This is a genomic window from Paraburkholderia lycopersici (assembly GCF_900096975.1).
In the GTDB taxonomy this organism is placed as follows: domain Bacteria; phylum Pseudomonadota; class Gammaproteobacteria; order Burkholderiales; family Burkholderiaceae; genus Paraburkholderia; species Paraburkholderia lycopersici.
In genome coordinates this window covers 12,043-37,197 of sequence record NZ_FMYQ01000038.1, presented here as the reverse complement: position 1 = coordinate 37,197, position 25,155 = coordinate 12,043, and the positions used below count along the sequence as shown (strand labels likewise).

General features: G+C 65.2%; 21 protein-coding genes. 18 read left to right on the top strand and 3 right to left on the bottom strand.

Annotated features, from left to right (window positions below):
• Nucleotides 1-694 precede the first annotated feature (694 nt).
• The 3 genes from BLU17_RS28920 (at nt 695) to BLU17_RS28910 (ending at nt 4,434) form a co-directional block, all read left to right on the top strand.
• Complete coding sequence (locus tag BLU17_RS28920) at nt 695-2,929, top strand: TonB-dependent receptor (protein WP_092005074.1); 2,235 nt, start codon at nt 695-697, stop codon at nt 2,927-2,929.
• 114 nt (nt 2,930-3,043) lie between these two features.
• The gene (locus BLU17_RS28915) at nt 3,044-3,727 is read left to right on the top strand and encodes a Fe2+-dependent dioxygenase (RefSeq protein ID WP_092005132.1); all 684 of its coding nucleotides are present in this window, start codon (nt 3,044-3,046) and stop codon (nt 3,725-3,727) included.
• The gene (locus BLU17_RS28910) at nt 3,724-4,434 is read left to right on the top strand and encodes a PepSY-associated TM helix domain-containing protein (protein WP_092005071.1); all 711 of its coding nucleotides are present in this window, start codon (nt 3,724-3,726) and stop codon (nt 4,432-4,434) included. Before BLU17_RS28915 ends, BLU17_RS28910 begins: the two co-directional genes overlap by 4 nt.
• A gap of 24 nt (nt 4,435-4,458) precedes the next feature.
• Here BLU17_RS28910 and cobF read toward each other — a convergent pair whose 3' ends face one another.
• A complete protein-coding gene (gene cobF, locus BLU17_RS28905) occupies nt 4,459-5,232 on the bottom strand; it encodes a precorrin-6A synthase (deacetylating) (protein WP_092005068.1) in 774 nt (257 codons plus the stop codon).
• 183 nt (nt 5,233-5,415) lie between these two features.
• Between cobF and BLU17_RS28900 the strand changes: the two genes are divergently transcribed.
• Nucleotides 5,416-6,003, top strand: a complete 588-nt coding sequence (locus BLU17_RS28900; protein WP_092005129.1) for a LysE family translocator — start codon at nt 5,416-5,418, stop codon at nt 6,001-6,003.
• Nucleotides 6,004-6,019: 16 nt separating this feature from the next.
• Here the strand turns inward: BLU17_RS28900 and BLU17_RS28895 are convergent, their stop codons facing one another.
• Nucleotides 6,020-6,847 carry a helix-turn-helix transcriptional regulator gene (locus BLU17_RS28895; protein WP_092005066.1) on the bottom strand — a complete coding sequence of 276 codons (828 nt, stop codon included), beginning with the start codon at nt 6,845-6,847 and terminating at the stop codon, nt 6,020-6,022.
• A gap of 361 nt (nt 6,848-7,208) precedes the next feature.
• On the opposite strand from BLU17_RS28895, the gene BLU17_RS28890 reads away from it, so the two are divergent.
• From BLU17_RS28890 to BLU17_RS28870, 5 genes are read left to right on the top strand one after another with little or no spacing between them, the layout of a single operon-like run.
• Nucleotides 7,209-9,578: a HAMP domain-containing protein gene (locus BLU17_RS28890; protein WP_092005064.1), complete on the top strand. Its 2,370-nt coding sequence runs from the start codon at nt 7,209-7,211 to the stop codon at nt 9,576-9,578.
• Nucleotides 9,579-9,596: 18 nt separating this feature from the next.
• The gene (locus BLU17_RS33550) at nt 9,597-10,343 is read left to right on the top strand and encodes a methyl-accepting chemotaxis protein (protein WP_092005061.1); all 747 of its coding nucleotides are present in this window, start codon (nt 9,597-9,599) and stop codon (nt 10,341-10,343) included.
• The gene (locus BLU17_RS28880) at nt 10,340-10,873 is read left to right on the top strand and encodes a hypothetical protein (RefSeq protein WP_092005058.1); all 534 of its coding nucleotides are present in this window, start codon (nt 10,340-10,342) and stop codon (nt 10,871-10,873) included. The genes BLU17_RS33550 and BLU17_RS28880 overlap by 4 nt, the downstream gene beginning before the upstream one ends.
• Nucleotides 10,874-10,927: 54 nt before the next feature.
• Complete coding sequence (locus BLU17_RS28875; RefSeq protein WP_092005055.1) at nt 10,928-11,914, top strand: chemotaxis protein CheX; 987 nt, start codon at nt 10,928-10,930, stop codon at nt 11,912-11,914.
• A gap of 40 nt (nt 11,915-11,954) precedes the next feature.
• Nucleotides 11,955-12,320, top strand: a complete 366-nt coding sequence (locus BLU17_RS28870) for a response regulator (RefSeq protein WP_092005052.1) — start codon at nt 11,955-11,957, stop codon at nt 12,318-12,320.
• Nucleotides 12,321-12,381: 61 nt separating this feature from the next.
• On the opposite strand, the gene BLU17_RS28865 is transcribed toward BLU17_RS28870, so the two are convergent.
• Complete coding sequence (locus BLU17_RS28865; protein WP_092005050.1) at nt 12,382-14,709, bottom strand: FdhF/YdeP family oxidoreductase; 2,328 nt, start codon at nt 14,707-14,709, stop codon at nt 12,382-12,384.
• Nucleotides 14,710-14,892: 183 nt separating this feature from the next.
• Between BLU17_RS28865 and BLU17_RS28860 the strand changes: the two genes are divergently transcribed.
• The 9 genes from BLU17_RS28860 to BLU17_RS28820 all read left to right on the top strand — a co-directional run bounded on the left by BLU17_RS28860 (nt 14,893) and on the right by BLU17_RS28820 (nt 25,144).
• Entirely contained in the window at nt 14,893-16,380 is a 1,488-nt protein-coding gene (locus BLU17_RS28860; RefSeq protein ID WP_092005047.1) for an aminotransferase-like domain-containing protein, read from the top strand.
• Nucleotides 16,367-16,678, top strand: coding sequence for a helix-turn-helix domain-containing protein (locus BLU17_RS28855; RefSeq protein ID WP_092005044.1), 312 nt, complete (start codon nt 16,367-16,369; stop codon nt 16,676-16,678). The genes BLU17_RS28860 and BLU17_RS28855 overlap by 14 nt, the downstream gene beginning before the upstream one ends.
• 68 nt (nt 16,679-16,746) lie before the next feature.
• Complete coding sequence (locus BLU17_RS28850; protein WP_092005040.1) at nt 16,747-17,676, top strand: LysR family transcriptional regulator; 930 nt, start codon at nt 16,747-16,749, stop codon at nt 17,674-17,676.
• A gap of 76 nt (nt 17,677-17,752) precedes the next feature.
• Complete coding sequence (locus tag BLU17_RS28845) at nt 17,753-18,004, top strand: carboxymuconolactone decarboxylase family protein (protein WP_092005037.1); 252 nt, start codon at nt 17,753-17,755, stop codon at nt 18,002-18,004.
• 353 nt (nt 18,005-18,357) lie between these two features.
• The gene (locus tag BLU17_RS28840) at nt 18,358-19,716 is read left to right on the top strand and encodes a TAXI family TRAP transporter solute-binding subunit (protein ID WP_092005034.1); all 1,359 of its coding nucleotides are present in this window, start codon (nt 18,358-18,360) and stop codon (nt 19,714-19,716) included.
• Between the two features lie 239 nt (nt 19,717-19,955).
• Nucleotides 19,956-21,347 (top strand): DUF3300 domain-containing protein, encoded by a 1,392-nt coding sequence (locus tag BLU17_RS28835; RefSeq protein WP_092005031.1) that lies wholly within the window; start codon nt 19,956-19,958, stop codon nt 21,345-21,347.
• Nucleotides 21,348-21,373: 26 nt separating this feature from the next.
• Nucleotides 21,374-22,330 (top strand): DUF2950 domain-containing protein, encoded by a 957-nt coding sequence (locus tag BLU17_RS28830; protein WP_092005028.1) that lies wholly within the window; start codon nt 21,374-21,376, stop codon nt 22,328-22,330.
• A 207-nt stretch (nt 22,331-22,537) separates the two neighbouring features.
• Nucleotides 22,538-23,125: a BPSL1445 family SYLF domain-containing lipoprotein gene (locus BLU17_RS28825; RefSeq protein ID WP_092005025.1), complete on the top strand. Its 588-nt coding sequence runs from the start codon at nt 22,538-22,540 to the stop codon at nt 23,123-23,125.
• Nucleotides 23,126-23,515: 390 nt separating this feature from the next.
• On the top strand, nt 23,516-25,144 hold the full coding sequence (locus BLU17_RS28820; protein ID WP_092005022.1) for a methyl-accepting chemotaxis protein: 1,629 nt from the start codon (nt 23,516-23,518) through the stop codon (nt 25,142-25,144).
• The last annotated feature ends 11 nt before the right edge of the window (nt 25,145-25,155 follow it).

Sequence of the window (25,155 nt, the reverse complement as noted above, 5' to 3'; positions counted from 1 at the left end):
TTTCCTTATGAACTTTAGGAACTTGCACGGCCGGGCGCGGTGCGCGGGCAACGCGAAAATCCGTTGTGCTATCAAGGGATTGGGCACGATGTTGGGGGTCGTATGCACAGACTTGCCCACTTCAACTGTGGACAAATGCAGTGCCTGCAAAACGTGCAACTTCTCTGTCGCGTGGGGCATTGACGTTTGCGATCATGGACTTACGTGCGCTGTCCAGAGCTTGTGCACAAGGCTATGAACGAAATCTGTGGAAAACACGAACGGGTTTTGCGGGCGTTCGAGGGCGCGTTGCTGCGATTGGGAACGCTCCGGGTTAACCAAAGCACATCAAGGACTTGATGCGGTATTCCCTGGGTTACGCACAGGGCTGCCCACTAAATTTGTGGACAAATTCCGGTGCCCGGAACGTTTCATGTCGTGCGTGGCGAGGAAATCCTCGGCGTCGCTCAGCGCTTTCCTTCCTGCACCCGATGAAGTGTTGTTGAAATGCCGATAGAGATTGAAACAGAATGAAACATGTGGAATGATAGCGATTCTCATTCCCGCGAATCCATCCGCGGCCAAACAACAACACCAGCCAGCCTAGCGTCGATTCCCTCGGTCCTTTCGGGGCGGCCAGCCAGCCAATGAACCCGCGTCGTCCGCGCCTGCGTTGCGCGTCGTACGGCCGGTTTTTGCCTTGCACAGGGACATCATGCTGAACAGGACGCCGCTCGCGAGTGCGCTCGCGCTGGCCTTTGCTGTACCTTTCGCTTCGACCGCGCTCGCCCAGAGCGCGCCCGCCGCCGCGACTGCCGCTTCGGGGGCACCCGCCGCGGCGGCGGCCACGCAGAAAGACCCGGCTATGCAGACCGCTCAGGCGGCGCCGGCAACCGGGAACGCCACGCTGCCCACGATTTCCGTTTCGGGCCAGAGCGATGCTCAGGACTTCCAGGCAGATCGTTCCACCGTAGGCGCGAAGACGCCCACGGCGCTGCGCGACATTCCGCAGTCGGTCACGGTCATCAACAAGGCGGTGATGCAGTCGCAGGGCGCCACGTCGTTTCAGGACGCGCTGCGCAACGCGCCCGGCATCACCATCGGCGGCGCGGAAGGCGGCCAGATCGGCAACAACATCAACCTGCGCGGCTTCACGGCGCAAAACGACATCTATCTCGACGGCTTTCGCGACCGCAACCAGTATTACCGCGACACGTTCGATCTCGAATCGATCGAAGTGCTATACGGCCCGTCGTCGATGCTGTTCGGCCGCGGCTCCACGGGCGGCGTGATCAACCAGGTCACGAAGCAGGCCAACCTCAAGCCGCTCACGGAAGTGTCCACCACCATCGGCACCGACGACCGCTATCGCGCGACGCTCGACGTGAACCGTCCGCTCGGCGACCACGCTGCGTTTCGTCTGAACGCGTTCGGCCAGTCGATGGGTTCGACGCGCGACGTGATGAAGAACAAGGACTATGGCTTCGCGCCCGAGTTGCGCTTTGGCATCGGCACGCCGACCGAAGTGACGATCTCGGCGCTCATTCAGCACAACTACGACATGCCGGACTACGGCGTGCAGGCCGTCAACGGCCATCCGTTCGCGCCTTCGAAGGGCACGTTCTACGGCCTCACCGACGACCGCACGATTCAGGATGTGCAGACCGTTTCGGCGCGCGTGGAGCACCGCTTCAACGATCAGTTCAAGATCAGCAACCAGACGCAGTTTTCGCACTCACTCACCGATGCGCGCGAAACCGCGCCCGGGGCGGTGCTGACGGGCCCGCTCTCGTCGAGCACGGCGCTCAAGAACGGCAACTTCACGAACCTGCCGCTCGAAGATCTCTACATCAAGCTTGCGAGCCACGACCGCGTGATCGAGAACCACTCGATCTACAACGACACGATGGCGCAGTACAAGTTCAGCACGGGTTTCCTGAAGCACGAGATGCTCGCGGGCATCGAGATCGGGCACGACAGCTACACGAATCAGGCTTATACGCGCAACAACCTGCCGATTCTTTCGCTGCTCGACCCGGTTTATATTTCGACGCCCTCGAACGTCACGACGACGGTCGGCAATCACGCGGAGTCGGGCGCGACTACGTTCGCTGCGTACTTCAACGAGACCATGTCGATTGGCGAGCACTGGAAGCTCATCGGCGGCGTGCGTTGGGATCGCTTCCAGGCGCACATCGCCAACACGATCAGCGCGCCGAGCTACGCGGACCAGACCAACACGTTCACGAGCGTACGGGCGGGCGCGATCTATCAGCCGACCGACTGGCAGTCGTACTACTTCTCGTATGGCACGTCGTTCGACCCGTCGCTCGAAGCGCTCACGGTCACGAACAATACGCAGAATCTCGCGCCCGAGCACACCGAGTCGTATGAAGTGGGCGCGAAGTGGGACTTGCTCGGCGGGAATCTTTCGCTTACCTCGGCATTCTTCCAGCAGGAGATGGACAATGCGCGCACGCAAACGTCGACGGGCGAATACACGCTCTCGGGCGATATCCGGGTGCGTGGCTTCCAGGCGGGCGCGACGGGACACATCACCAACAAGTGGCAGGTGTTCGCGGGCTACACGTACATGGACGGCGTGATCCTCAAGGCGCTCGACGGCACCCAGGGCCACACGCCGGCCAACACGCCGCGCAACACGTTCACGCTGTGGACGACGTATGCGTTCACGCCGCATTGGGAAATCGGCGGCGGCCCGACCTACATGTCGGCGCGCTACGCGTCGAACACGAACTATGTGGAGACGGGCGGCTACACCCGCTGGGACGCGATGGCCGCGTACCACGAAAAGAAGTGGGACGTGCGGCTGAATCTGCTGAACATCACCAACAAGTTCTACTTTGACGCGCTTGTTCCGTCTGACGGAGGGCGCTCCGTGCCGGGCATCGGCCGCACGTTCCTCGCGACGGCCGACTACCGCTTCTGATTACCGCGCTTTTTGCGTGCCGTCACGCGAAGCCCGCATAGCGCGGGCTTTTTGCGTAACGGCGCGTCTGTGCGCGAATGCGGCCGCTGGCGCCGCGCAACGAAGGAAACGACGATGCTGGTTCATGTCCCCAACGTACTGACACCCGAGCAGGTGCGCACGCTGCGCGCGCGGCTGGACAACGCCGGCGACGCGTGGGTGGACGGCCGCGCCACGGCGGGATGGTCCGGCGCGCCTGTGAAGCGCAACGAGCAGATCGCCGAGCATACGCCCGTGGCGCGCGAGCTGGGCGACATGGTGCTCGCGGCCATCGAGCGCAATCCGCTCTTCATCAGCGCGGCGCTGCCCAATCAGGTGTATCCGCCGCTCTTCAATCGCTATGAAGGCGGCATGACATTCGGGGCCCACGTCGACGGCGCGGTGCGCGTGCTGCCCAGCGGCGTGAAGCTGCGCACCGATGTTTCGTGCACGCTCTTTCTCTCGTCGCCTGACGAATACGACGGCGGCGAACTCGTGGTCGAGGACACCTACGGCGTGCAGGAGGTGAAGCTGCCGGCCGGCGACATGATCGTCTATCCCGCCACCAGCCTGCACCAGGTGACGCCGGTCACGCGCGGCGCGCGCGTGGCGAGCTTCTTCTGGGTGCAAAGCCTCGTGCGCGACGACACGAAACGCGCACTGCTCTTCGACATGGACACGGCCATTCAGCGCCTCAACGCGAGCGACGCCGACGCCCAGGCTCGGCGCAGCCTCGTGGGCTGCTATCACAATCTACTGCGACTCTGGAGCGAAACATGAGTTTTCCCGATGCCACCGAGATCGACGCGCCCGCCGCGCCGCGCATGCCTGCCGACGCGGGGCGACGCGAGGAGCGCGCCACGCGATCACGTCGCGCGACCTTCATCAAGTGGCTGCGCAAGGTGCACGGCTGGGTGGGTTTATGGGGGGCGGCACTCGGCCTGCTGTTCGGCGCAACCGGCTTCGTGCTCAACCATCGCGCGGAACCGTTGCGCATTTCGCCAGGCACGCCGCAAGTTTCGACCATGCAGCTCGCCGTGCCCGATCCCGCGCCCGATACGCCGCGCGAGATGGTCAAATGGTTGCGCTCGCAACCTGATCTCAGGCTGCCGGCGCGTATGGGCCGCGTGCAAAAGGAACCGGAGCACAACGTGGCTTGGGGAGATCGCGAAGTCGTGCAGCCCGAGCACTGGCAGATGATGTTCTCGTCGCCGGGCGAGAGCGTGATGGTCGAGTACTGGGTGGGCGACGACAGGCTCACGCTCAAGCGCAACGACAATTCGCTCGTCGCGACGATCACGAACCTGCACAAGGGTGTGGGGATGAGCGTGGGCTGGGTGTTGTTCATCGACAGCTTTGCGGGCGCGCTCATTCTGCTTTCGCTTACGGGCGTGCTGCTTTGGACAGAGCTCAACAAGCGCAAGACAGTCGGCGCCGTATTGCTGTTCGGCGCGATTGTCGTGGCGGTGTGCGTGGGACTGGCTTGATTCGCATTGCGCGCCCGTTTCGTTTCAGTCCTTCACGCCGCGCTTGCGCAGCAGATAGGTGTCCATGATCCAGCCGTTCGCTTCGCGCGCCTGCGCACGCACGCGGACGATTTCGTCTTTCACGTCTTCCAGACGGCCCGACAGCAGGATCTCGTCGGGGGTGCCCACATAGGCGCCCCAGTAGATATCGAGTTCTTCCCCCTCGATTTGCGCATACGCGTTCTGGGCGTCGAGCATGACCACCGCGCTTTCCGCATTCTGCGGAAAGCCGCTCTCCGCGAGCCGTCTTCCCGTCGTGATGCTCACCGGCTTGCCGATGAAGTTGAGCGGTACGCGATGCTTCGCCGCGAGCGCCTGCACGCTGCTGATACCGGGAATTACCTCGAAGTCGAACGCGATCCGCCCTTCGGCGAGGATCGAATCGAGAATGCGGATCGTGCTGTCGTAGAGCGACGGGTCGCCCCAGACGAGAAACGCGCCGCATTGGCCGTCGGTCAATTCATTTTCGATCAGCCGCTCGAGCACGCGTTGCTTGTCGCGGTTGAGTTCATCCACGGCGGCCTTGTAGTCGAGACCTTCGTCGCGACGCCGCTCGGGGCTCGCGGCCTCCACGATACGGTAGTCGTGGTCCTTGATGAAGCGCGCGCAGATGTCCTTGCGCAGCGCGACGAGCTTTTCCTTGGCCGGACCCTTGTCCATCACGAAGAACACATTGGCGGCGTTGAGCGCGTCGATGGCCTGCACGGTCAGGTACTTCGGGTCGCCCGCGCCGATGCCGATGATGAGGATCTTTTTCACGTTTCAGTTCCGCAGGGGAAGTCGTCGGGTGGCTCGATGCCTTCGCGTTGAGCGGCGCAATGATAGCGCGAGTTCGGCGCGCGCCGCGTCCGGGGACCATAGGCAATTTTCTTCAATACACCGGCGAAGCGGGCATTTACGCTCGATGCCTGTCGATCGCCAATGGGCGTAGCGAGGAAAACCGTGAGCATTGTCCTGTCGATGGCCGCCTTCGCGCTGGCCACTTCCATCACCCCGGGTCCCGTCAACATCGTTGCGCTGAGCGCGGGCGCGCGCTATGGGCTGCGCGCGAGTCTGCGCCATGTTACCGGCGCGACGGTGGGTTTCGCGCTGCTGTTGCTGCTGATCGGCCTCGGCATGCATGAACTGCTTGCCCGCTGGCCGTTTCTCACGCGCGCGATCGAATGGGCGGGGGTGGCCTTCCTGCTCTACGTCGCTTACCGCCTCGCCATGGACGACGGCCGTATCGATGCCGTAGGCGCCGCGCGCGGCCCTTCGTTGATGGTCGGCGCGACGATGCAATGGCTCAATCCGAAAGCGTGGCTGGCCTCGGTGGCGGGCACGGGTGTTTATGCGGCTTCCGGCGAAAATACGCTCGTCTGTCAGTTCGCCGCGATTTATTTCGTCGTGTGCTACATGTCGGTTGCATGCTGGGCATGGGCGGGCGCGTCGCTGCGCCAGGCTTTGCGCGAACCGGCGCGCGTGCGTTTCGTGAATCGCACGATGGCGCTGCTGCTGGCGGCGAGCGCGATCTGGCTATTGCCAGCGTGAGGCCGCGCCGCTCGCGCTAGCCGCGGTACTGCCCAGGCGTAGCTGCGACGAACTGGCGGAACACGCGCTGCAGATGCGCCTGATCGGCAAAACCGGCTTGCGCCGCGACATCGGCGATGGCGTGCCCGCGGCGCAGCTGCGTGCGGCTGAACTCGATGCGCCGGTTCACGACGTATGCGTGTGGAGTCATGCCGTACCGCTCGCGGAACGCACGTATCAGGTAGGAGGGCGAAAGATCGGCGGCAGCGCAGATCTCTTCGAGCTTGAGCGCGCGCGTGTAGTTGTCGTCGATGAATTCCGCGGCGCGCGCGAGCCGCTGGTTCGGTTCGCGCGCGCTGACTGGCGCGGGGTTGAGGGACTGCTGCAGCTTCGTGAAATACGCCACGATCGCGCATTCCTTGCGCAAGGCTGACTGCCTTGGATCGACGATCAATTCATAGAGCGCGTTGAGCCCTTCAAACAGGTCGGGCTGCCAGGTCAAGGCTTGTTCGAACGGGCGGAACCCTTCGTTTGCTCCGAAGCCGGAATCGTGCTGCAGCTTTGCAAGCCACTGCGTGTCGAGATAAAACATGCGGTAGGCCCACGGTTCGTCGGCGGCCGGGTTGCATGCGTGCACCACTTCGGGGTTGATGACGACCACCGCGCCCGCCCTCACGTGCGCGAGCGTCTCGCCGTTCAGGTAGGTGCTGCGGCCACCCGTGACCGCGCCGATCGAGAACGTGCGGTGCGCGTGGCGACCGTAGCGGACCTTGCGGCCGTCCGCGATCGCGCGCACTTCGATGAAAGGCAGGGCTGGGTCGCGCCAGAAGGAGGGCTGTGTGTCGGGCGTTACGGCGTGCGGCATGCTGAACCTCGGAAAGGGGACCGCAGCGAATGCTGCGCGGCGCGAATTGCATCCTGGCGCAAGGCGGAAATTGGGGACGTGCCGGGTTTTGCCATTCGAGCTCCCTTTTTTCACCGGCAGGGCATCGACGGCGGGTACGCCGACCACGAACTCTTGGCGTGCTTTCCCGAAGAACCGGCAGTGCCCGGTTCAGCGCGGCAGTCAACTGCGGCAAAGTGCCCCGCGCGCGCGACAGATTCGGGTACGTTCATCATTTCGTCATACCTGAACGCCGATAATCCACCGCGAATAAATTAGCCATCGTGTCCCGAGCCGCGCAGCCATAGCGCGGCCGGCACGACGAGGGCTCGGGGATTTCGACATGACCATTCGTCACCGCATCACGCTACTCATCGTCCTGATGTTCGTTGCGTTGTCCGCCATCGGCGGCTACGCAGTTTATCAGGCCCGTCACAGCGCCACCGACGTCCGCCAGGTTACCCAGGGCGTCGTGCCCAGCGCACTCGCATCGTCGGACCTGGTCGCGCTAGTGAAGGACGTGCAGCTCGCCACCATGACGCTCGTCTACGCACCCGACGCCACGGTCGCGTCGCTCGCGCAAAACGAGCTCAAGGAGAAAGAAGCCGCATTGCGCGCCGCGCTCGACGTGCAACGCAAGGCCGCCGCGAGCCACGCACAGGAAGGCCTCGTCGCGCAGGCGCAGGAAAGCCTCGCGAACTACTTCTCCGCGATCGACGACACCGCGAAGATGAAGGCGAGCGGCAAGAACGAGCTCGCGCAGGCGTATCTCTTCGCGAACGTCGCGCAGTATCGCGACGAACTCGAAGGCATCGTCACGACAATGCGCGTGGAAAAGAACCGCCAGAAAGACGACGCGATCCGCACGCTCAACGGCACGCTCGATACCACGACGAGCGCCATCGCAGGCGTAACGGGGGGCGCGGTGCTGCTGCTCACGGTGATCGGCGCGCTGCTTTATCGCCAGATCACGCGGCCGCTCTCGCGCATGCAGGCCATGATGAGCGAGATCGCGTCGAACCAGGATTTCACGCGCCGCGTGCCCGTGGGCCGCATGGACGAAATCGGCCATTCGATCGTCGCCTTCAACGGCATGATCGAAAAGATCCAGCAGAGCTCCGCGCAGCTCAAGCGCAAGACCGCCGACATTCAGGCGATGCTGCAGAACATGCAGCAGGGCATTCTCACGGTCGTGGAGGGCGCGACGATCCACAACGAATATTCGGCGTATCTGGAAGCGATTTTCGAAACGAACGAGATTGCGGGCGCACCGCTCATGGACCTCGTGTTCTCGCATACGGATCTCGACGCCGACACGCTCGCGCAGATCGACGCCGCGGTCCATGCGTGCCTCGGCGAAGACGACGTGAATTTCGCGTTCAACCAGCACCTGCTCGTGAACGAAATCACGCGCACGATGCCCGACGGCCGCACGAAGGTGCTCGACCTGAGCTGGTCGGCGATCACCGACGAAAACGACGTGGTCGTGCGCCTCATGCTCTGCGTGCGCGACGTGACGGAACTGCGCGAACTCGCGGCCGAAGCGGGCGAGCAAAAGCGCCGCCTGGAGATGATCGGCGAAATCCTCGCTGTGAGCGAAGAGAAGTTCCAGCACTTCGTGGACAGTTCGACGAGCTTCATTCACGAGAACGAGCACATCATTCGCCAGCACGATTGCGCGGACATGGGCGCCATTGCCGCGTTGTTCCGCAACATGCACACGATCAAGGGCAATGCGCGCACGTATAGCCTGCAGCATCTCACGGGCGTCGTGCACGAAGTCGAGCAGCGCTACGACGCGCTGCGCCGCGAAGACACGAGCCACACGTGGGACCAGCAGGCGCTCATCGCCGATCTGGAGCGCGTAAAGGCGGCCCTCGAGAACTATTCGAACATCAACGAAGTGAGCCTCGGACGCGGCACGCGTGCGTCCGGCATGCAGGACGGCGACGCGAGCCTTACCGTTGCGCACGAAGCGATCGAACAGACGCTGCGCATCATCGATCAAACCGACGAAAGCGATCTGCCCGCGCTGCGCGCCATGCGCGCGGAATTGCGCGACACGCTGCGCGCCATCGGCACGGAGCGCGTCGCCGACGTGCTCTCGGGCGTGACCGGTTCGCTGTCGTCGCTCGCGCTGGAACTCGGCAAGACCGAGCCGGCCGTGCACATCGAGGACAACGGGTATCGTCTGCGCGGCGAGGCCGCCGGCACGGTGAAGAACGTATTCATGCATTTGCTGCGCAATTCGCTCGACCACGGCATTGAAATGCCGGCGCAGCGGCGCGCCCTCGGCAAGGACGAAGCGGGCCATATCGATATCGACGTGAACGTGCACGGCGGCGCGATGCAGATGACGCTCGCCGACGACGGCCGCGGCCTCGCGCTCGCGCGTATTCGCGGCATCGCCGTCGAGCGCGGCTGGATCGACGCGTACGAAGCGGTGAGCGACGAGACGATCGCCGCGTTCATTTTCCGCCCAGGCTTCTCGACGGCGACGAACGTGACGGAAGTCTCGGGCCGTGGCGTGGGCATGGACGCGGTGCGCGATTTCCTCGAACGCGAGGGTGGCGCAATCGAGCTGCGTTTCACCGACGACCTTCGGGGCGCCGATTACCGGCATTTTCAGACCATCGTGCGTTTGCCGCTGCAGTGGGCCGTGCAGATCGGCAATGCAACGCAGGCAAAGCAAGAGGAAGCGCTGGATAGCTAGCGCGTCGCGGGGGTGGCAGTGGTCTTACCGTATTTGATCGAAGGCGCGGCGCTCGTTGCGCTGGCCGCCGGCGCCGGTGTGGCGTGGCGCGGGCGAACGCGAAAGCAGGCGCGGGACGCGGCGCACGCGCAGGAGGCGGCGCACACTGCTGCGCTTGCCGAGGCCGAAGCGCGCCACGCGGCGCACGAGGAAGAGGCCGCGCGCGAACACGAGGCGCTGGCCGCGCAAATCGAGTCGCTGCGGGCGGAGCTTGCGCAGCGCAAATCCCTGGCGGACGCGCTCGAAGCGGCGCTCGCGAGCGAGCGCGCGCATCGTGACGACGCCATGCACCACGCGGCGCGTATCGCAAGCGACGCGGCGCGGCTCAAATCGATGTCGTCGACGTTCGAGCGCTGGCACGAGCAGATGATCTCGCTGATGGCGGAAAACAACGACATGCACAAGAAGAATCAGGAGCTGTCGTCGATCGTGAGCCATGTGCTGATCGTTTCGCTGAACGCGTCGATCGAAGCGGCGCGCGCGGGTGCCGCGGGGCGCGGTTTCTCGATCGTCGCCGGCGAGGTGCGCTCGCTCGCCACGCGTTCGCAGGAGCTTTCGAAGAGCTATCGCGACAGCTTGAACCGCAACGACCTCATTACGACGGCGACGTTCCAGGACATCCAGGCGGGCGGCAAGATGATCGCGGCGACGCTGGCGAGCGTCGAGGCTTCGTCGAACCAGTTGCAGGTTCAGCTCGAAGCGGCGTACGCCGGGGCGCAGGCATGATCGGCGCGCACGCGAAGGACAGCATCGAGCGCATTTTCTTTGCGGCGGCGCGTACGCGCCTCGTGACCGATGCCCAGCACAGTTGCGAGATCGAGCCGCGCACGGGCGACGCGGCGCAAGGCGACCACCTGGTCGTCCTGACGATTTCGTCGATGCAGTTTCGCCTGCTGTTGCTCCTGCACTTCGAAGATGACCCGCGCACGCAACGCTACTACGTGGGCGATGCCGCGCGCGCGCTAACCGAATGCTTCATGGAGTTCGGCAACCTGTGCTGCGGGGCGATGAACCAGCAACTGGTCGAGCATTTTCCCGACCTCGGCATGTCCACACCCTATGCGCTCAGCAGCGATTGCCTGCCGTATTTGCGCGAATTGAAACCGGATCACGTTCGGTCGTATTCGCTCACGATCGATCACGACGTGCGGCTCGGCGCGACGCTGTGCGTCTGCACGCATACGCCGCTCGATTTCGTGGCGAGCACCGCTGCGGTCGAGGTTCATGACAGTGCAGGCGAACTCGAATTGTTCTAGGCGCGCACGACGTGCGCGGATGAGTTGAAGCAGTCGAAAGCGGGGAAGGGAAACATGAACGCGAACAAGCCGGTCAGCAAACTGCTGCTGCTGGAAAGCGATGCCGCGCGCGCGGAGGCGATTGCGCAAACCTGTGCCGCACTGAATTGCGTATGCGTGCCGGTGCGGCGCGACGCGCTTTCGGCGGCGCTGAAGATGCACTACGACCTGGGCGGGGTGCTGCTCGGCGAGGACTTCGGCGGCTCGATCGACGCCGCGGCGGCCGTGGCCGTCGCGCTCGAAGCCGAGCGCCCCGAACTGCCGATCGTATTGCGGCGCGCCTCGCACGAGCACAGCGACGCGCTGCCCGAGCCGCTGCGGCGCGTGCCGTGCGGGGTCTGGTTCGGCAGCGATCCGCAAACGCTCGTCACGGTGCTCGAAGAACAGGTGTTCTCGCACGACTATCCGGACCCGCTCGTGGACGGCATTACCGACATGACGTTCGGCCGCCTGCGCGGCCTCTTTCCGGGGCTGGACGTGAACTGGGACGTGCCGGGCATCGTGCGCGACCGCATCATCTTCGGCGAAGTGCTCACGCTCATTCCGATCGAGACGGCATGGTGCCGCGGCTGGCTCCTCATGCAGACCGAGGAGGCCCCGCTGATCGAGCTGCTGCCGCCGCGCGCGGGCCGCGACGAGGCCAGCGACTTCCGCGACGTGAACGGCGTGCTCGCGGAACTCACGAACCTCGTGTGGGGCGCGTTCCGCAACCGCTATCTGGGCAATGCGCTCGCGGCCGGCGAGGCGGGCTGGGGCCGCGCGCCGGTGCAGGTGCCGCTGCTCATCAATCATCGGCGGCGCTATTTGTCGTTTGGTTCCGACAATCCTCAACTGTGCATCAAGTATCGGCTCACGTGCCCGGACACGGGGCGCGAGGTGGTCATCGACCAGCGTTTCGTGTTCAGCCTCGGCTGGTCGCGCGAAGGGTTTGACGAAACGGCCGCGCAGGCCGCCGCCGCTGCCGAAGAAGAACAGGCCAGCGGCGAACTCGAATTATTTTGATCAAAGACGCGCCACACCCGGCGCGAAGGAGAAGGACAGCATGGCAAAGATTCTGGTGGTGGACGATTCGAGCACGGTGCGCGACGAAGTGGCGGGTTTTCTGCGCAAGAACGGTCTCGACGTGGACACGGCGGTGGACGGCAAGGACGGTCTCGCCAAGCTGCGCTCGAACCCCGGCGTGAAGCTCGTGGTGAGCGACGTGAACATGCCGAACATGGACGGTCTCACGATGGTCGAGAAAATTCGCGGCGAACTCGCGAATACGGCCGTGAACGTCGTGATGCTGACCACGGAAAGCAGCCCGGCGATGAAGGAGCGCGGCAAGGCGGCCGGCGTGCGCGGCTGGATCGTGAAGCCGTTCAAGGGCGAGGCCGTGCTGGAGACGTTCCGCAAGCTCGCGGGCTAACTGCCGCGAATGCGGACGGCCCAGGCGCGATGGCCGGGGCGCGCGAACGAACCGCCGATGCTCAGGCTGCGATGGCCGGGGTGTCGGCGTAAGCTCGGGCGGGGCTCAACAGCACCGGAATCGATTTCGACGTGGGCGTGCCCGCGCCGTCCGCGACCGACGAAAGCGGCACGAGCGGGTTCGTCTCCGGGTAGTACGCGCCGAGGCAGCCGCGCGGAATGTCGTATTCCACGAGCAGGAAGTCCTCGACGTGCCGTTCGACGCCGTCGTCCCAGACGCTCGTGATGTCCACGTGCTGGCCCGGCTCGAAGCCGAGCATCGTCAGGTCGTCGCGGTTCGCGAACAGCACGCGGCGCAGGCCGTACACGCCGCGATAGCGGTCGTCGAGACCGTAGATCGTGGTGTTGTACTGATCGTGCGAGCGCGTGGTCATGAGCGTCATGAGGCGCTCGCCGTGCGCGGCGCGCGCGCGGTGGATCGGCGTGTCGAGCGCGATCGGATGCACGACGAACTGCGCCTTGCCGCTCGGCGTTTTCCACACGCGCTCGCGCGAGGCCACGCCGAGGTGGAAGCCGCCCGGATGCTTCAGGCGCTCGTTGTAGTTCTCGAAGCCGTCGAATACTTTTTCGATGCCGTCGCGGATCTTCGCGTAGTCGGCGGCGAGGCCGAGCCAGTCCACCTTCTCGCTGCCGAGCGTGGCGTGCGCCATGCGCGCGACGATCGCGATCTCCGAAAGCAGGTTCGGCGAGGCGGGCCGGTTCATGCCGTACGAGATGTGCACCATGCTCATCGAATCCTCGACGCTCACGCCCTGCGGCACGCCGTTCTGCAGGTCGATTTCGGTGCGCCCGAGCGTGGGCAGGATCAGCGCGTCGCGGCCGTGGATCAGGTGGCTGCGGTTGAGCTTCGTCGTCACGTGTACCGTGAGCGCGCAGGCGCGCATCGCGTCCCACGTGCGCGGCGTGTCGGGCGTGGCGATCGAGAAGTTGCCGCCGAGACCGATGAACACCTTCACATGGCCTTCGAGCATCGCGTGGATCGTCTCCACGACGTCGTAGCCGTGCTTGCGCGGCGGCTCGAAATCGTAGGCCTGGCCGAGACGGTCGAGGAACGCCGGGGTCGGCTTCTCCTCGATGCCCACCGTGCGGTCGCCCTGCACGTTCGAATGGCCGCGCACGGGGCACAGGCCCGCGCCGCGCCGGCCGATGTTCCCGCGCATCATCATGAGGTTCGACAGCAGCTGGATCGTCGGAACCGAATTCTTGTGCTGCGTGAGGCCCATGCCCCACGTCGAGATGACGGCCTTCCCCTTCACGTAGATGTCGGCGAGCTTGAGCACGTCTTCGAGCGGCACGCCTGCTTCGGCGACGATCGTGTCCCACGATTCCGCGCGCAGGTCGGCGGCGAATGCGTCGAAGTCCACCGTATGCTGCGCGATGAAATCGACGTCGAGCACGCGTTCGATGCCGTTGACGAGCGCATCGTCGTCGAGTTCGATCACGCGCTTGGCCACGCCCTTGATGAGCGCGAAGTCGCCGCCCACGCGCGGACGGATGAACACCGAACTGATCTGCACGCCCTTGGGCGAGAGCATGTCGAGCGTGTGCTGCGGGCTCGCGAAACGCTCCAGCCCGCGCTCCTTGAGCGGATTGATCGAGACGATGGTCGCGCCGCGCTTCGCGCATTCGCGCAGTTCGCCGAGCATACGCGGGTGGTTCGTCGCGGGATTCTGGCCGAAGATGAGCAGCGTGTCGGCGTGCTCGAAGTCGTCGAGCGTGACCGTGCCCTTGCCGATGCCCACCGTGCCCGGCAGCCCGCGGCTCGTGGCTTCGTGGCACATGTTCGAGCAGTCGGGGAAGTTGTTCGTGCCGTACATGCGCACGAATAGCTGGTAGAGGAACGCGGCTTCGTTGCTCGCGCGGCCCGAGGTGTAGAACGCGGCGCGGTTCGGATCGTCGAGCGCCTTGAGGTGCTTCGCGATCAGCTCGAACGCGGCGTCCCATTCGATCGGCACGTAGCGGTCCTGCAGGGCGTCGTAGACGAGCGGATCGGTGAGGCGGCCGTGCTGCTCCAGCTCGTAGTCCGTTTGCGCCATCAGCTCGCTGACCGTGTGCTGCGCGAAGAACCCGGGCGTCACGCGCTTGCTCGTCGCTTCCGCCGCGACGGCCTTTACGCCGTTCTCGCAGAACTCGAACGTCGAGGCGTGCTCGCGGTCGGGCCACGCGCAGCCGGGGCAGTCGAAGCCGTCGGGCTGGTTCTGCTTGAGCAGCGTGCGGTAATTGCCGCCCGTCACCTTTTCCTTGATGAGGTTGATGGCGACCTGCTTGAGCGCGCCCCAGCCGGCGGCGGGGTGGTGATACGGCTCGATGCGACCTTGCGGCTTCTTCATGATGTGGTGCGGTTGGCTTTCGATGCGAAGGGCGGTTTGCCCGATGAGCCAAGGCTACTGTGTTCCTGTGCTCCCGGAGATCACAGAAAAACCAAAAGACAAGGGATACAGTTGCGGCGTTTTGTCATAGACTTGCGGGGATCGACACCGCTCGCGCGGTCTAATCTTTTCGCTCAATCGAACGTGACCCGATACGAACAACTCGCCGACGATATCGAAGCCGCCGTGCGGCGCGGCGTGTTCGGCCCCGGCGAGCGCATCCTCTCCGTGCGCCGCGCGAGCCAGCAATACGGCGTGAGCATCAAGACGGTGCTGCACGCCTACGCGCTGCTCGAGAGCCGCAGCGTGATCGAGTCGCGGCCGCAATCGGGCTATTTCGTGCGGATGCGCATGGATGCCTCGCACGGGCGCCGCACGCCAGGCAACGAGAGCGCCCACGCCATGCTCACAGGCAAGCCGCGCCGCGCGAGCGCGCCGAGGCAGCCCGTGCCGGCCAACGTGGACGTGAGCCGCCTCGTGCTTTCCACCCTGCGCAGCATTGGCGCGCAGGACGCGGTGCCGCTCGGCTCGCCGTATCCTGACCCGGCGCTGTTCCCCTGGCGGCGCATCAACCAGTACGCGAACGCCATCGCCCGCCGCCACGCGAGCTGGAATCTGATCGACGATCTGCCGCCCGGCAATCCCGAACTGATTCGCCAGATCGCGCGGCGCTACGCGGAAAACGGCGTCGGCGTCGATCCCGAGGAAATCGTCATTACCGTGGGCGCGACGGAGGCGATCAACCTGAGTCTGCAGGCCGTGGCGAAGCCGGGCGACACGGTGGCCGTGGAATCGCCCACCTACTACGCGATGCTGCACGCCATCGAGCGCCTTGGCATGCGCGCCATCGAAGTGAGTACGCACGCGGACACCGGCATCGACCTCGACGCGCTCGAGCGCGTGCTCGCGCGCCAGAAAGTGGCCGCCTGCATGGTGATGCCGAACTTCCAGAATCCGCTCGGTTTTCGCATGCCCGACGCGCACAAGGCGCGGCTCGTCGCGATTGCCGGGACGCACGACCTGCCCGTTATCGAGAACGACGTCTATCAGGAGCTTTACTTCGGAGAGACGCGGCCTTCCACGCTCAAGCAGTTCGACACGCGCGGCCTCGTGTTGCATTGCGCGTCGTTTTCGAAAAGTCTTTCGGCATCCTATCGTATTGGCTGGGCGCTGCCGGGACGCTATCGCGCGCAGGTCGAGAAGCTCAAGTTCCTCAATACGCTCACCACGGCTTCCGTGCCGCAGGTAGCGCTCGCCGATTATCTGCGTCACGACGGCTATGATCGGCATCTGCGCCGCGTGCGGCGCTTTTATCGCCAACAGGCCCGGCTCATGCGCGCGATGGTCGAGCGCTTCTTTCCTGCGGGCACGCGCACGTCCGAGCCGCAGGGCGGCTACGTGCTGTGGGTGGAATTGCCGCCGCGCGTCGATTCGATGCGGCTCTATCAGGCGGCGCTCGCGCAGGGCATTACCATCGGGCCCGGCTACATGTTTTCGATGCGCAACGAGTATCACCATTACATTCGGCTGAACTACAGCTACCCATGGACCGCGCAGACCGAGGCGGCGCTGAAGACGCTCGGCGAGATGGTCGCGAAGATGAGCAAGGAGGCGGACGATGAACGCAGATGAACAACGCAATGGCGAAGCCGACGACGCGGGCGTCGATCCTGTGCTGGTCGCCGTGCTCGAACAGTTGTGGCGTGCAGAGCGCGAAGCGCGCGCAATGCCTGGGAAGCCGGCGCGCGCGTGGTCGCTCGCCAGGCTTTCCAAGCAAGCCGGTGTGCCGATGAGCGGATTGCGCAGACAATTGACGGCGCTCGTGGACAGCGGCCTGGTCGTGACGACGCACGCCGAGGACGGAACGGGGACGGCAAGCCTATCCGACGAGGGCCGCGCGTTTTGCGAAGGGGTGTTCGGCGAGGGGTAGCACCGCGCCCCGCTTCGATTCGCGCCCGCCACGCCATAAGCTACGCCAACGCCACCTGCCTCACGACCATGGACTATATCGACAGCTTGCGGATTTTCCGCTCCGTCGTCGAGGCGCGCAGCTTCACGCGCGCCGCGGACATGCATAGCCTCACCACGCCGGTCGTTTCGCGCGCGATCGCGCGGCTCGAAAAGCGCCTTGGCAGCCGGCTCTTTCACCGCAGCACGCGCGCGGTGTCGCTTACCGAGACGGCCGAGCGCTTCTACGAAGGCTGCTGCCGCGTGCTCGACGACCTCGACGCCCTCGAGGCCGACGCCACCGTGCAAACGCGCGAAGCGAACGGCGTGCTGCGCCTCGTCGCTCACACCACGGCGACCGTCAACCGCCTCGTGCCGCTCATCGCGAGCTTCAAGCGCGCGCACCCGAAAGTGACGCTCGACGTCATTCTCACCGAGCGCCCCGTCGACCTGATCGCAGACGGCTACGACCTCGGCCTCGTGCTGCCGTTCATGCTCAACAACGACTCCACTGTCACGCGACTGCTCGAACGCATTCCGCTCGCGCTCGTCACGACGCCCGCCTATCTAGCCGCCCATTCCACGCCGAAGCGTCCCGCCGACCTCGCCAACCATGTGTTCGTGCCGATGCCGCCTTCCATGCGCAAGCCCTCCATCGCCTTTCGCGAGGGCGACGAGGAAATCGTCATCCCGCTGCGTCACGAGATCGCCTCGAACAACCCGGAGTTCAACCGCGAGATGGTGCTGGAAGGCTTCGGCATCGGCATTCTTCCCACCGCGCTCGTGAGGGAGGAACTGGAGGCGGGCAAGCTCGTGACGCTGCTCGACGGCTACCCGATCGTCGACATGCAGATCGAGATTCGCCTCGCCTACACCACGCGCACGCTGCTGCCCGCGAAGGTGCGCGCGTTTATCGACCACGCCACGGCGTTTTTCGACGGTATGATGCGCGAGGCGCCCCCGAAGCCGAAGACTGAATGAAGGCTGTGAGGTGGTTATGGCCGGCGCGGCCAGAGTGTGATGCCGCGCGCAAGCTTGTTCGAGGTTCGATTACCGGCTGACCTGCGCATATACATATACAAGCCCAACGTCGAGGCGTCGCATCGAAGCGATCGAACTCGCGGCGAGCGACGTGGCGGGTTGCGACTACTGTCTTGCCGCGCACACGCTGGCGGGCAAGTTCGCGGACCTTGCGCCCGAAACGATGAAGGCGGTTCGCGCAGCCGAACCGGGCGGATTTCACGGCCGCGCCGTAACGTTGCGGGCGTTATCCACTTCGCGTGCGCCGGCGAGATCGCAGACACGCTAGCTCGAAGGCGACGTGACGCTTTGCGTCGGCGGCGGCCAGGGTATCGCGCTCGCCTTCGGGAAAGTATGACGGCCGTGCCACTTCGGGCCGACTGAAGGGGCGAGGACGACGATGACGGCGACAAAGCGGGTAACGCGCGAGGAATGCAACCGTTTTGCGCTGCGGCAGGCCGAGCTGTTCATGCTCACGAGGGAGGCGTGGCTGACGCGCGGCTTACGGTATCGGGGGGTCGTGAGCGCTTCGCGCACGGCGGCAAGCCAGCGATCAGATCTGGCGCGAAAATGGCATCATGAGAACGCCGGGCCTGTCATGTGACCAGGCTCTCGGAGTCTGACGCTTGCCGCCGCGTTCTCATGAGACGACATCGACCGCCGCCGCCCAATTTTCTGCGTGACCACGCGCATCCCGCCTGGCGCGATGTCCTGCTGACCACGCTGCCCGTAGCGGCGTTCTGCGCAGTCGTCATCGGTCTGGTCTTCTGGCTCGTCGACCCGGCGCCGCCGCGCACGATCACGATCAGCGCGGGTCCCGCCGACAGCTCCTTCATGCAGATGGCCGAGGCCTATCGCAGGATCCTCGCGCGCAACGGCGTGAAGCTGAAGATTCTCGAATCGGACGGCTCGGTGCAGAACCTGCAGCGCCTGCTCGATCCGAAGGCGCACGTGGATCTCGCGTTCGTGCAGGGCGGCGTGGCCGACGGCGCGGATACGCGCTCGCTCATGTCGCTCGGCAACGTGGCCTATTTGCCCATCGTCGTGTTCTATCGCGGCTCGGGCCTCACGCAACTCTCCGACCTCGACGGCAAGCGCATCGCCATCGGCCGCGTGGGCAGCGGCACGCGCGAGCTCGCGCTCAAGCTGCTCGCCGCGAACGGCATCGAGCCGGGCGGCGACTCCACGTTCTTGCCGCTCGACGGCATGGAGGCGGCTACGGCGCTCGTTTCCGGTCGCGTCGAAGCGGCCATGCTGAGCGGCGATTCGACCACGCGCACGCTCATGCTGCGTCTGCTCGACATACCCGGCGTTTCGGTGATGAGTTTCGACGAAGCTGCGGCCTATACGCGGCTTTTTCCCTACCTCGAAGACATCGACCTGCCGCCCGGCGTGCTCGACCTTCGCAGACGGCAGCCGCGCGAAACCGTGCATCTCATCGGCCCGACCGTGGAACTCGTTGCGCGCGACACGCTGCATCCGGCGCTTTCCGACCTGCTCATCGAAGCAGCGGGCGAGGTGAACGGCGCGCCTGGACTCATGCAGCGAGAAGGCGAATTTCCGAGCCCGGCGGTGCACGATTTTCGCATCAGCGAAGACGCTATGCGCTATTACAAGTCGGGCAAGAGCTTTCTCTATCGCGCGTTGCCGTTCTGGCTCGCAAGCGTGACGGATCGCCTGCTCGTGCTGCTGCTGCCGGTAGCGGTGCTCGTGATTCCCGCATTGCGCGCGATACCGGCGTTGTATCGATGGCGCGTGCGTTCGCGCATTTATCGCTACTACGGCGCGCTCATCGCGATCGAGCGCGACGCGCTCAAGCATACGAACGAAGAACAACGCCGCGTGCTCCTCGATGAGCTCGACGAGATCGAGCGTTCGCTCAACACGTTACGCATGCCGCTCGCGTATGCCGATGCGTTTTACGTGCTGCGCGAACATGTGGGGTTTGTGCGCATGCACCTGGGTGCGCACGAGTCGCAGGCGCATTCCAGGGCGATCTGACCGATACGCCGGCGATTGATGCGGCTGTCGCGAATGCGCCGATTGTTGCGCTCGATGTCGTTTCGTTCGCGATTGATGCGCGTCGCGTAATCATGGTGCTGCAACCTTGTCTTTCATTGACACCGCAAGGCCCGCTCTCTTATTTTATGTAGCACCCCGTAGCATTTTTAATCGGATGGTTTGCAAATATCCGGTCGCTGCACCTATCGGCACATCGTTCCGTAAGCGGGAGGAATCACGTGAAAACATCCGGTGCAAGCCAGCGTCTTGCCTGGCTCGTGTGCGCCGCGCTCGCGGGCGCGCCGCTTTTCGTCGGACTGCCTGAACCCACGCCCGCGTCGGCCCAGAACGCGGGCCACCTTTCGAACCAGCAGCTCGATTCGCTCACTGCACCTGTCGCGCTCTATCCCGACGCGCTGCTCGCGCAGGTGCTCATGGCCGCCACGTTTCCACAGGACGTGCAGGCGGCCGCCGCGTGGGCGAAGTCCAATCCGAACCTGCAGGGCGACGCGGCCGTGAAGGCCGTGGCTTCCGAACCGTGGGACCCGAGCGTGCAATCGCTCGTTGCCTTCCCGCAGGTGCTCGCCACGATGGCCTCGAAGCCCGAGTGGGTCCAGCAGATCGGCAATGCGTTTCTCGCGCAGCCCAACGACGTGATGGATTCGGTGCAGCGCTTGCGCGCGCAGGCGCAGAAGGCAGGCAACCTCAAGTCGAACGAGCAGCAGAAAGTCGTGGTGCAACCGGCCTCCAGCACATCGTCGACGCAAACCATCGTGATCGAGCCGGCCAATCCGCAGGTGATTTATGTGCCGACTTATAACCCCACCGTGGTTTACGGCGCCTGGCCGTATCCGGCCTATCCGCCCGTCTACATGCCGCCGCCTCCGGGCTATGCCATTGCAGCGGGTTTCGTGAGCGGGCTGGCGTTCGGCGCGGGCGTGGCGGTGGCGAACTCGCTGTGGGGCGGCTTCAACTGGAACAACCACGACGTGAACATCAACGTCAATCGCTACAACAACATCAACGTCAACAACCGCATCAATACGAATAACGCAACGTCGAACTGGAATCGCAACGCCAACGTCGAGCGTCGCCAGCAGAACTTCAACAACGCGAACATGAACGGCCAGCGCAACGCGTACCGCGGCTACGACCCGTCGCGCGCGCAGGCCATGCAGACGCTGGAAAACCGCACGGGCCAGAACATGGGCGGCAACGCGAGCGAGCGGTTGCACGACATCCAGCAAGGCGGCAATCGCACCGGCGCAAATGGCGGCGGGCGGCCGAACGGCAATCGTGGCAACGAATTGAACAACCGCGGGCAAAACGGCGACGCAAACCGCGGCAACGCGTTCAACAACCGCGCGGCAAACGGCGCGCAAAACGCGAACCGGGCCAACGATCTCAACAACCGCGCGCAGAACATGAACCGCGACAACGCGTTGCGCGGCGCGGGCGACGGCGCCAATGCGCGCCTCGAACAGCAACGCGGCCAGCAAAGCCGCGAAGCGTTCCAGAATCGCGGCGGCTTCAGCGGCGGCGGCATGGCGCAGGCGCCTCGCGCGAACTTTGGCGGCGGCGGGTTCGGCGGCGGTGGCGGCGGCGGTGGACGTCACTTCGGCCGTCGATAACGTTGAATCTCATGAGGAGCCTCACGATGATCCGCATTTCCGCACGCTGCCTGTTGCACGGCCTCGCACACGACTACGTGCTCGCGTTCGGCACGGCATTCGCGCTCTTTGCCGCGCCCGTGCTGCTGCCGGCGCCGCTGGCCGGAGCGGCCGCGTACGCGCAAGCCGTCTACGCCACGCCCGAGGCCGCCGCGAACGCTTTCACCGACGCGCTCGCGACCAATGACGAGGGCGCCATGAAGCGCGTCCTCGGCAACGATTTCGCCGAATTCATTCCGACCCGGAACATCGGTCAGGACGATATCTACGACTATCTTGGCGCCTGGGCGAAGGGTCATCGCATCGTGCCCGACGCCACGCCCGTTGCCGGCGAAGCGAGTGCTCACGTCGAAGTGGGCGACAGCGGCTGGACGCTGCCCATTCCCGTCGTGCAGACGGGCAAGGGCTGGCGTTTCGACCCGCGCGAAGGCGCGAGCGAAATCCTCACGCGCCGCATCGGCCGCAACGAACGGGCCGCCATGCTCACCTCGCTCGCCTACGTCGACGCGCAGAACGACTATCGCAAGCTCACGCAGCACTACGCGCAGCGCCTGGTAAGCACGCCTGGCACGCACGACGGGCTCTACTGGCCAGCCGCGCCGGGCGAAGCCGAAAGTCCGCTCGGGCCGCTCGCGCAAACCATGCCGCATAACGCAAAGATCACGCCGAAGGAGGGCTATCACGGCTATCACTTCCGCATCCTCACCGCGCAAGGACCGCACGCCGGCGGCGGCGCGCGCAGTTACCTCGAAAACGGCGAGCTGAGCGGCGGTTTCGCGCTCGTGGCCTGGCCGGCGCAGTACGGCAAGAGCGGGGTGATGAGCTTCATCGTCAACCAGGACGGGCAGCTCTATCAGAAGAACCTCGGGCCGAATGGCACGCAAGCGGCGGCGGCGATCAAGGCGTTCGATCCCGATGCGTCGTGGCAGGCCACCACACCGTGAGCCGAACGCACTACCCGTGCGGACGCAGTGTTTGCTGACATTGCGCCTTCATATACGCTAACCGCATTATTCGGGCACAATCAGGCCAAGGCGAGGCCAAGGCGACCGGCGGCGTCGCCCGAAAAGCAGCTTTGGCCAACTGGAGGAGAAGTCGGGCATGCGGTTTGCTGCGACTTCCTCGCACTCTCATTCGTGTGGAGATACCAAATGCAACGACGCAACTTCATGCTGACGGCGGCGGTGACGCTTGCCTCGGGCGGTCTCGCGCTCGCAGGCTGCACCACGACCACGGGTTCGAATACGTCGGCGTCGAGCAACATGTCAAAGCGGCAGTCGATCGATTCGGCCGTCGACTCTACCCTGTCGCGGCTCTATTCGACCGTGCACGGCTCGCACGAGCTCCTCGCGAAGTCGCGCGGCGTGCTGGTGTTCCCCGAGGTGCTGCAGGCCGGCTTCATCGTGGGCGCGCAGTATGGCGAGGGCGCGCTGCGCGTGGGCGGCGCAACGGTGGGTTACTACAGCACCGTGTCCGGTTCGTTCGGCCTGCAGGCAGGCGCGCAATCGAAGGCGCTCATCTTTGCCTTCATGACGCAAGACGCGCTCGACAAATTCCGCGCGACGGACGGCTGGGCGGCCGGCGCCGACGCTTCGGTGGCGCTCGTGACCGTGGGCGCGAACGGCACGGTCGATACCAACACGGCCACGAATCCGGTGGAAGCCTTCGTGCTCACCAACGCGGGTCTCATGGCCGATGTCTCGCTGGCGGGCACCAAGGTCTCGCGTCTGAAGATCTGATCGCCCCGTCAGGCGGAAACCCAGGCAGACGAGCGCTGCGGTAAAAGCGCTGAATCGTGTGGAAAGGGCAAGGCGCAACGCCTTGCCCTTCGTCATTTCTCTGGGCGGGCTTCGCGCGCGACTTTAGCCGCCCGTGTTCTGATGGCGCCTCCCGGGCAGGCGATCGGGCTTCGCGCCAAACCCGCAGGCAACGCCGCAACCCGGACCAGACGGCGCTTCGAGCGCATTGCGGCAAACTCTCGCCGCAACCCGCGAAGCCGTGCGGGCTTCATGGATTTCCCCTATGCAGCGTTGTGTCGCACCTGCCGATACCCGAAACGAGGTGCGAAGGCGCATGGGGCCGCGCGGAATTCGCATCGGCTGGAACATAAAAAACGCTACGGAGACGTCATGCTCGGAAACATCACCATTCGCCGTGGACTTACGCTCGTTATCGGTATCTTCGTCGTGTTCCTGCTGACGGTGATCGGCGTGTCGTACGGCGCGCTCGCGATCACCAACGACAGCCTGCACGATGTCCAGCGCGGCGCGCAGTCGCTCGACGCCCTCAAGACCAGTTCCGAGCGCCTGCTCCAGGTCCGCCTCGCGCTTGGCGGCTACGAGACGCTCTTCAGCGTCGGCAAATCCACCGAAGGCATGCTCGAGAACGCGCACAAGGTGCTCGTGGATTCGAACCGGGAGTTCGCGCAATACGGTGGCGGCCCGTTCGAGGACGTCGGGGAGGCGCGCCTCGCGCAGGCCGTGAGCAGCGCGCGCCAGGCGCTCGTGGACCAGGCGCTCGAGCCCGAGTACAGGGCGCTCGTCGACAACGACTTCAACACCTTCCGCACGATCCAGGGCGAAACCGCCGACCGCTATTACGGCGCGTACGCGAAGGCGATCGAGGCGCTCGAAAACTGGCAAGCCGCGCGCCAGCAGCAGGACGCCGACACGGCTGCGCTGCGTTTTCGCATGTCGCTCATCGTGTTCGGCGCGATCGCCGTGGTGGGCGTGGCGATCGGCGTGATCGCGCGCGTGGGGCTCGCCGCCGCGGTGGTCAAGCCGGTGAACCACGCGATTCGCCACTTCGAGCGCATCGCGGCCGGCGATCTGACCGTGGACGTGAAGGTGCGCTCGAAGAACGAAATGGGGCAGCTGCTCAACGCGCTGCAGACGATGCGCGACGGGCTCGTCGGCACCGTTTCGCGCGTGCGCGGCAGCATGCACGAAATCACGCAGGGCGCGAAGCAGATCGCGTCGGGCAACATCGACCTTTCGGACCGCACGGCGCAGCAGGCGGCGGCGCTCGAAGAAACGGCGGCGAGCATCGAGGAGCTTTCGGCGGCGGTGCGCCAGAATACGGACGGCGCGAAGGAAGCGAGCGGCCTCGCCCAGGCGGCGCTCGAAACGGTCACGCGCGGGGCCGACGTGGTGGCGCGCGTGAATGCGACGATGAGCGACATCACGGCTTCGTCGCAGAAGGTGGAGGAGATCACCGGCATCATCGAGGGCATTGCGTTCCAGACCAACATTCTCGCGCTCAATGCGGCCGTGGAAGCGGCGCGCGCGGGCGAGCAGGGGCGTGGCTTCGCGGTGGTGGCGAGCGAGGTGCGTAGCCTTGCGCAGCGCTCGGGCACGGCGGCCAAGGAGATCAAGGAACTGATTTCCGCATCGGTGGCGACGGTCGGCGCGGGCGCGCGCCTCGTGGAGGACGCGCGCCGCACGATGGACGAGGCGCGCAGCGCGGTGGCGCGCGTGAGCGGCATCATGACCGGGATCGAGACGGCGACGCACGCGCAGAGCGACGGCATCGAGCAGGTGAACCGGGCGATCGCGCAGATCGACGAGGTCACGCAGCGCAACGCGGCGCTCGTGGAAGAAGCGGCGGCGGCCGCGCAATCGCTCGAAGCGCAGGCCGACGTGCTGCGCGAGGCCGTGGCCGTGTTCCGTCTGGGCGGCGCGGGGCAGGCCGGCATGCGGCCGGCGCCTGCCGCCGCCGACCCGCAGGCAGTCCGCGGGGCCGCGCCTGCGCTGGCCTGAGCATGCGCTCC

What these genes read in the sequence shown, in the direction of transcription:
- BLU17_RS28920 (WP_092005074.1), top strand. Translation starts at nt 695, where the DNA reads ATGCTGAACAGGACGCCGCTCGCGAGTGCGCTCGCGCTGGCCTTTGCT.
- BLU17_RS28880 (WP_092005058.1), top strand. Translation starts at nt 10,340, where the DNA reads ATGATCGGCGCGCACGCGAAGGACAGCATCGAGCGCATTTTCTTTGCG.
- BLU17_RS28890 (WP_092005064.1), top strand. Translation starts at nt 7,209, where the DNA reads ATGACCATTCGTCACCGCATCACGCTACTCATCGTCCTGATGTTCGTT.
- BLU17_RS28865 (WP_092005050.1), bottom strand. Translation starts at nt 14,709, where the DNA reads ATGAAGAAGCCGCAAGGTCGCATCGAGCCGTATCACCACCCCGCCGCC.
- BLU17_RS28830 (WP_092005028.1), top strand. Translation starts at nt 21,374, where the DNA reads ATGATCCGCATTTCCGCACGCTGCCTGTTGCACGGCCTCGCACACGAC.
- BLU17_RS28915 (WP_092005132.1), top strand. Translation starts at nt 3,044, where the DNA reads ATGCTGGTTCATGTCCCCAACGTACTGACACCCGAGCAGGTGCGCACG.
- BLU17_RS28825 (WP_092005025.1), top strand. Translation starts at nt 22,538, where the DNA reads ATGCAACGACGCAACTTCATGCTGACGGCGGCGGTGACGCTTGCCTCG.
- BLU17_RS28875 (WP_092005055.1), top strand. Translation starts at nt 10,928, where the DNA reads ATGAACGCGAACAAGCCGGTCAGCAAACTGCTGCTGCTGGAAAGCGAT.
- BLU17_RS28840 (WP_092005034.1), top strand. Translation starts at nt 18,358, where the DNA reads ATGAGACGACATCGACCGCCGCCGCCCAATTTTCTGCGTGACCACGCG.
- BLU17_RS28855 (WP_092005044.1), top strand. Translation starts at nt 16,367, where the DNA reads ATGAACGCAGATGAACAACGCAATGGCGAAGCCGACGACGCGGGCGTC.
- BLU17_RS28820 (WP_092005022.1), top strand. Translation starts at nt 23,516, where the DNA reads ATGCTCGGAAACATCACCATTCGCCGTGGACTTACGCTCGTTATCGGT.
- BLU17_RS28870 (WP_092005052.1), top strand. Translation starts at nt 11,955, where the DNA reads ATGGCAAAGATTCTGGTGGTGGACGATTCGAGCACGGTGCGCGACGAA.
- BLU17_RS28895 (WP_092005066.1), bottom strand. Translation starts at nt 6,847, where the DNA reads ATGCCGCACGCCGTAACGCCCGACACACAGCCCTCCTTCTGGCGCGAC.
- BLU17_RS28910 (WP_092005071.1), top strand. Translation starts at nt 3,724, where the DNA reads ATGAGTTTTCCCGATGCCACCGAGATCGACGCGCCCGCCGCGCCGCGC.
- BLU17_RS28850 (WP_092005040.1), top strand. Translation starts at nt 16,747, where the DNA reads ATGGACTATATCGACAGCTTGCGGATTTTCCGCTCCGTCGTCGAGGCG.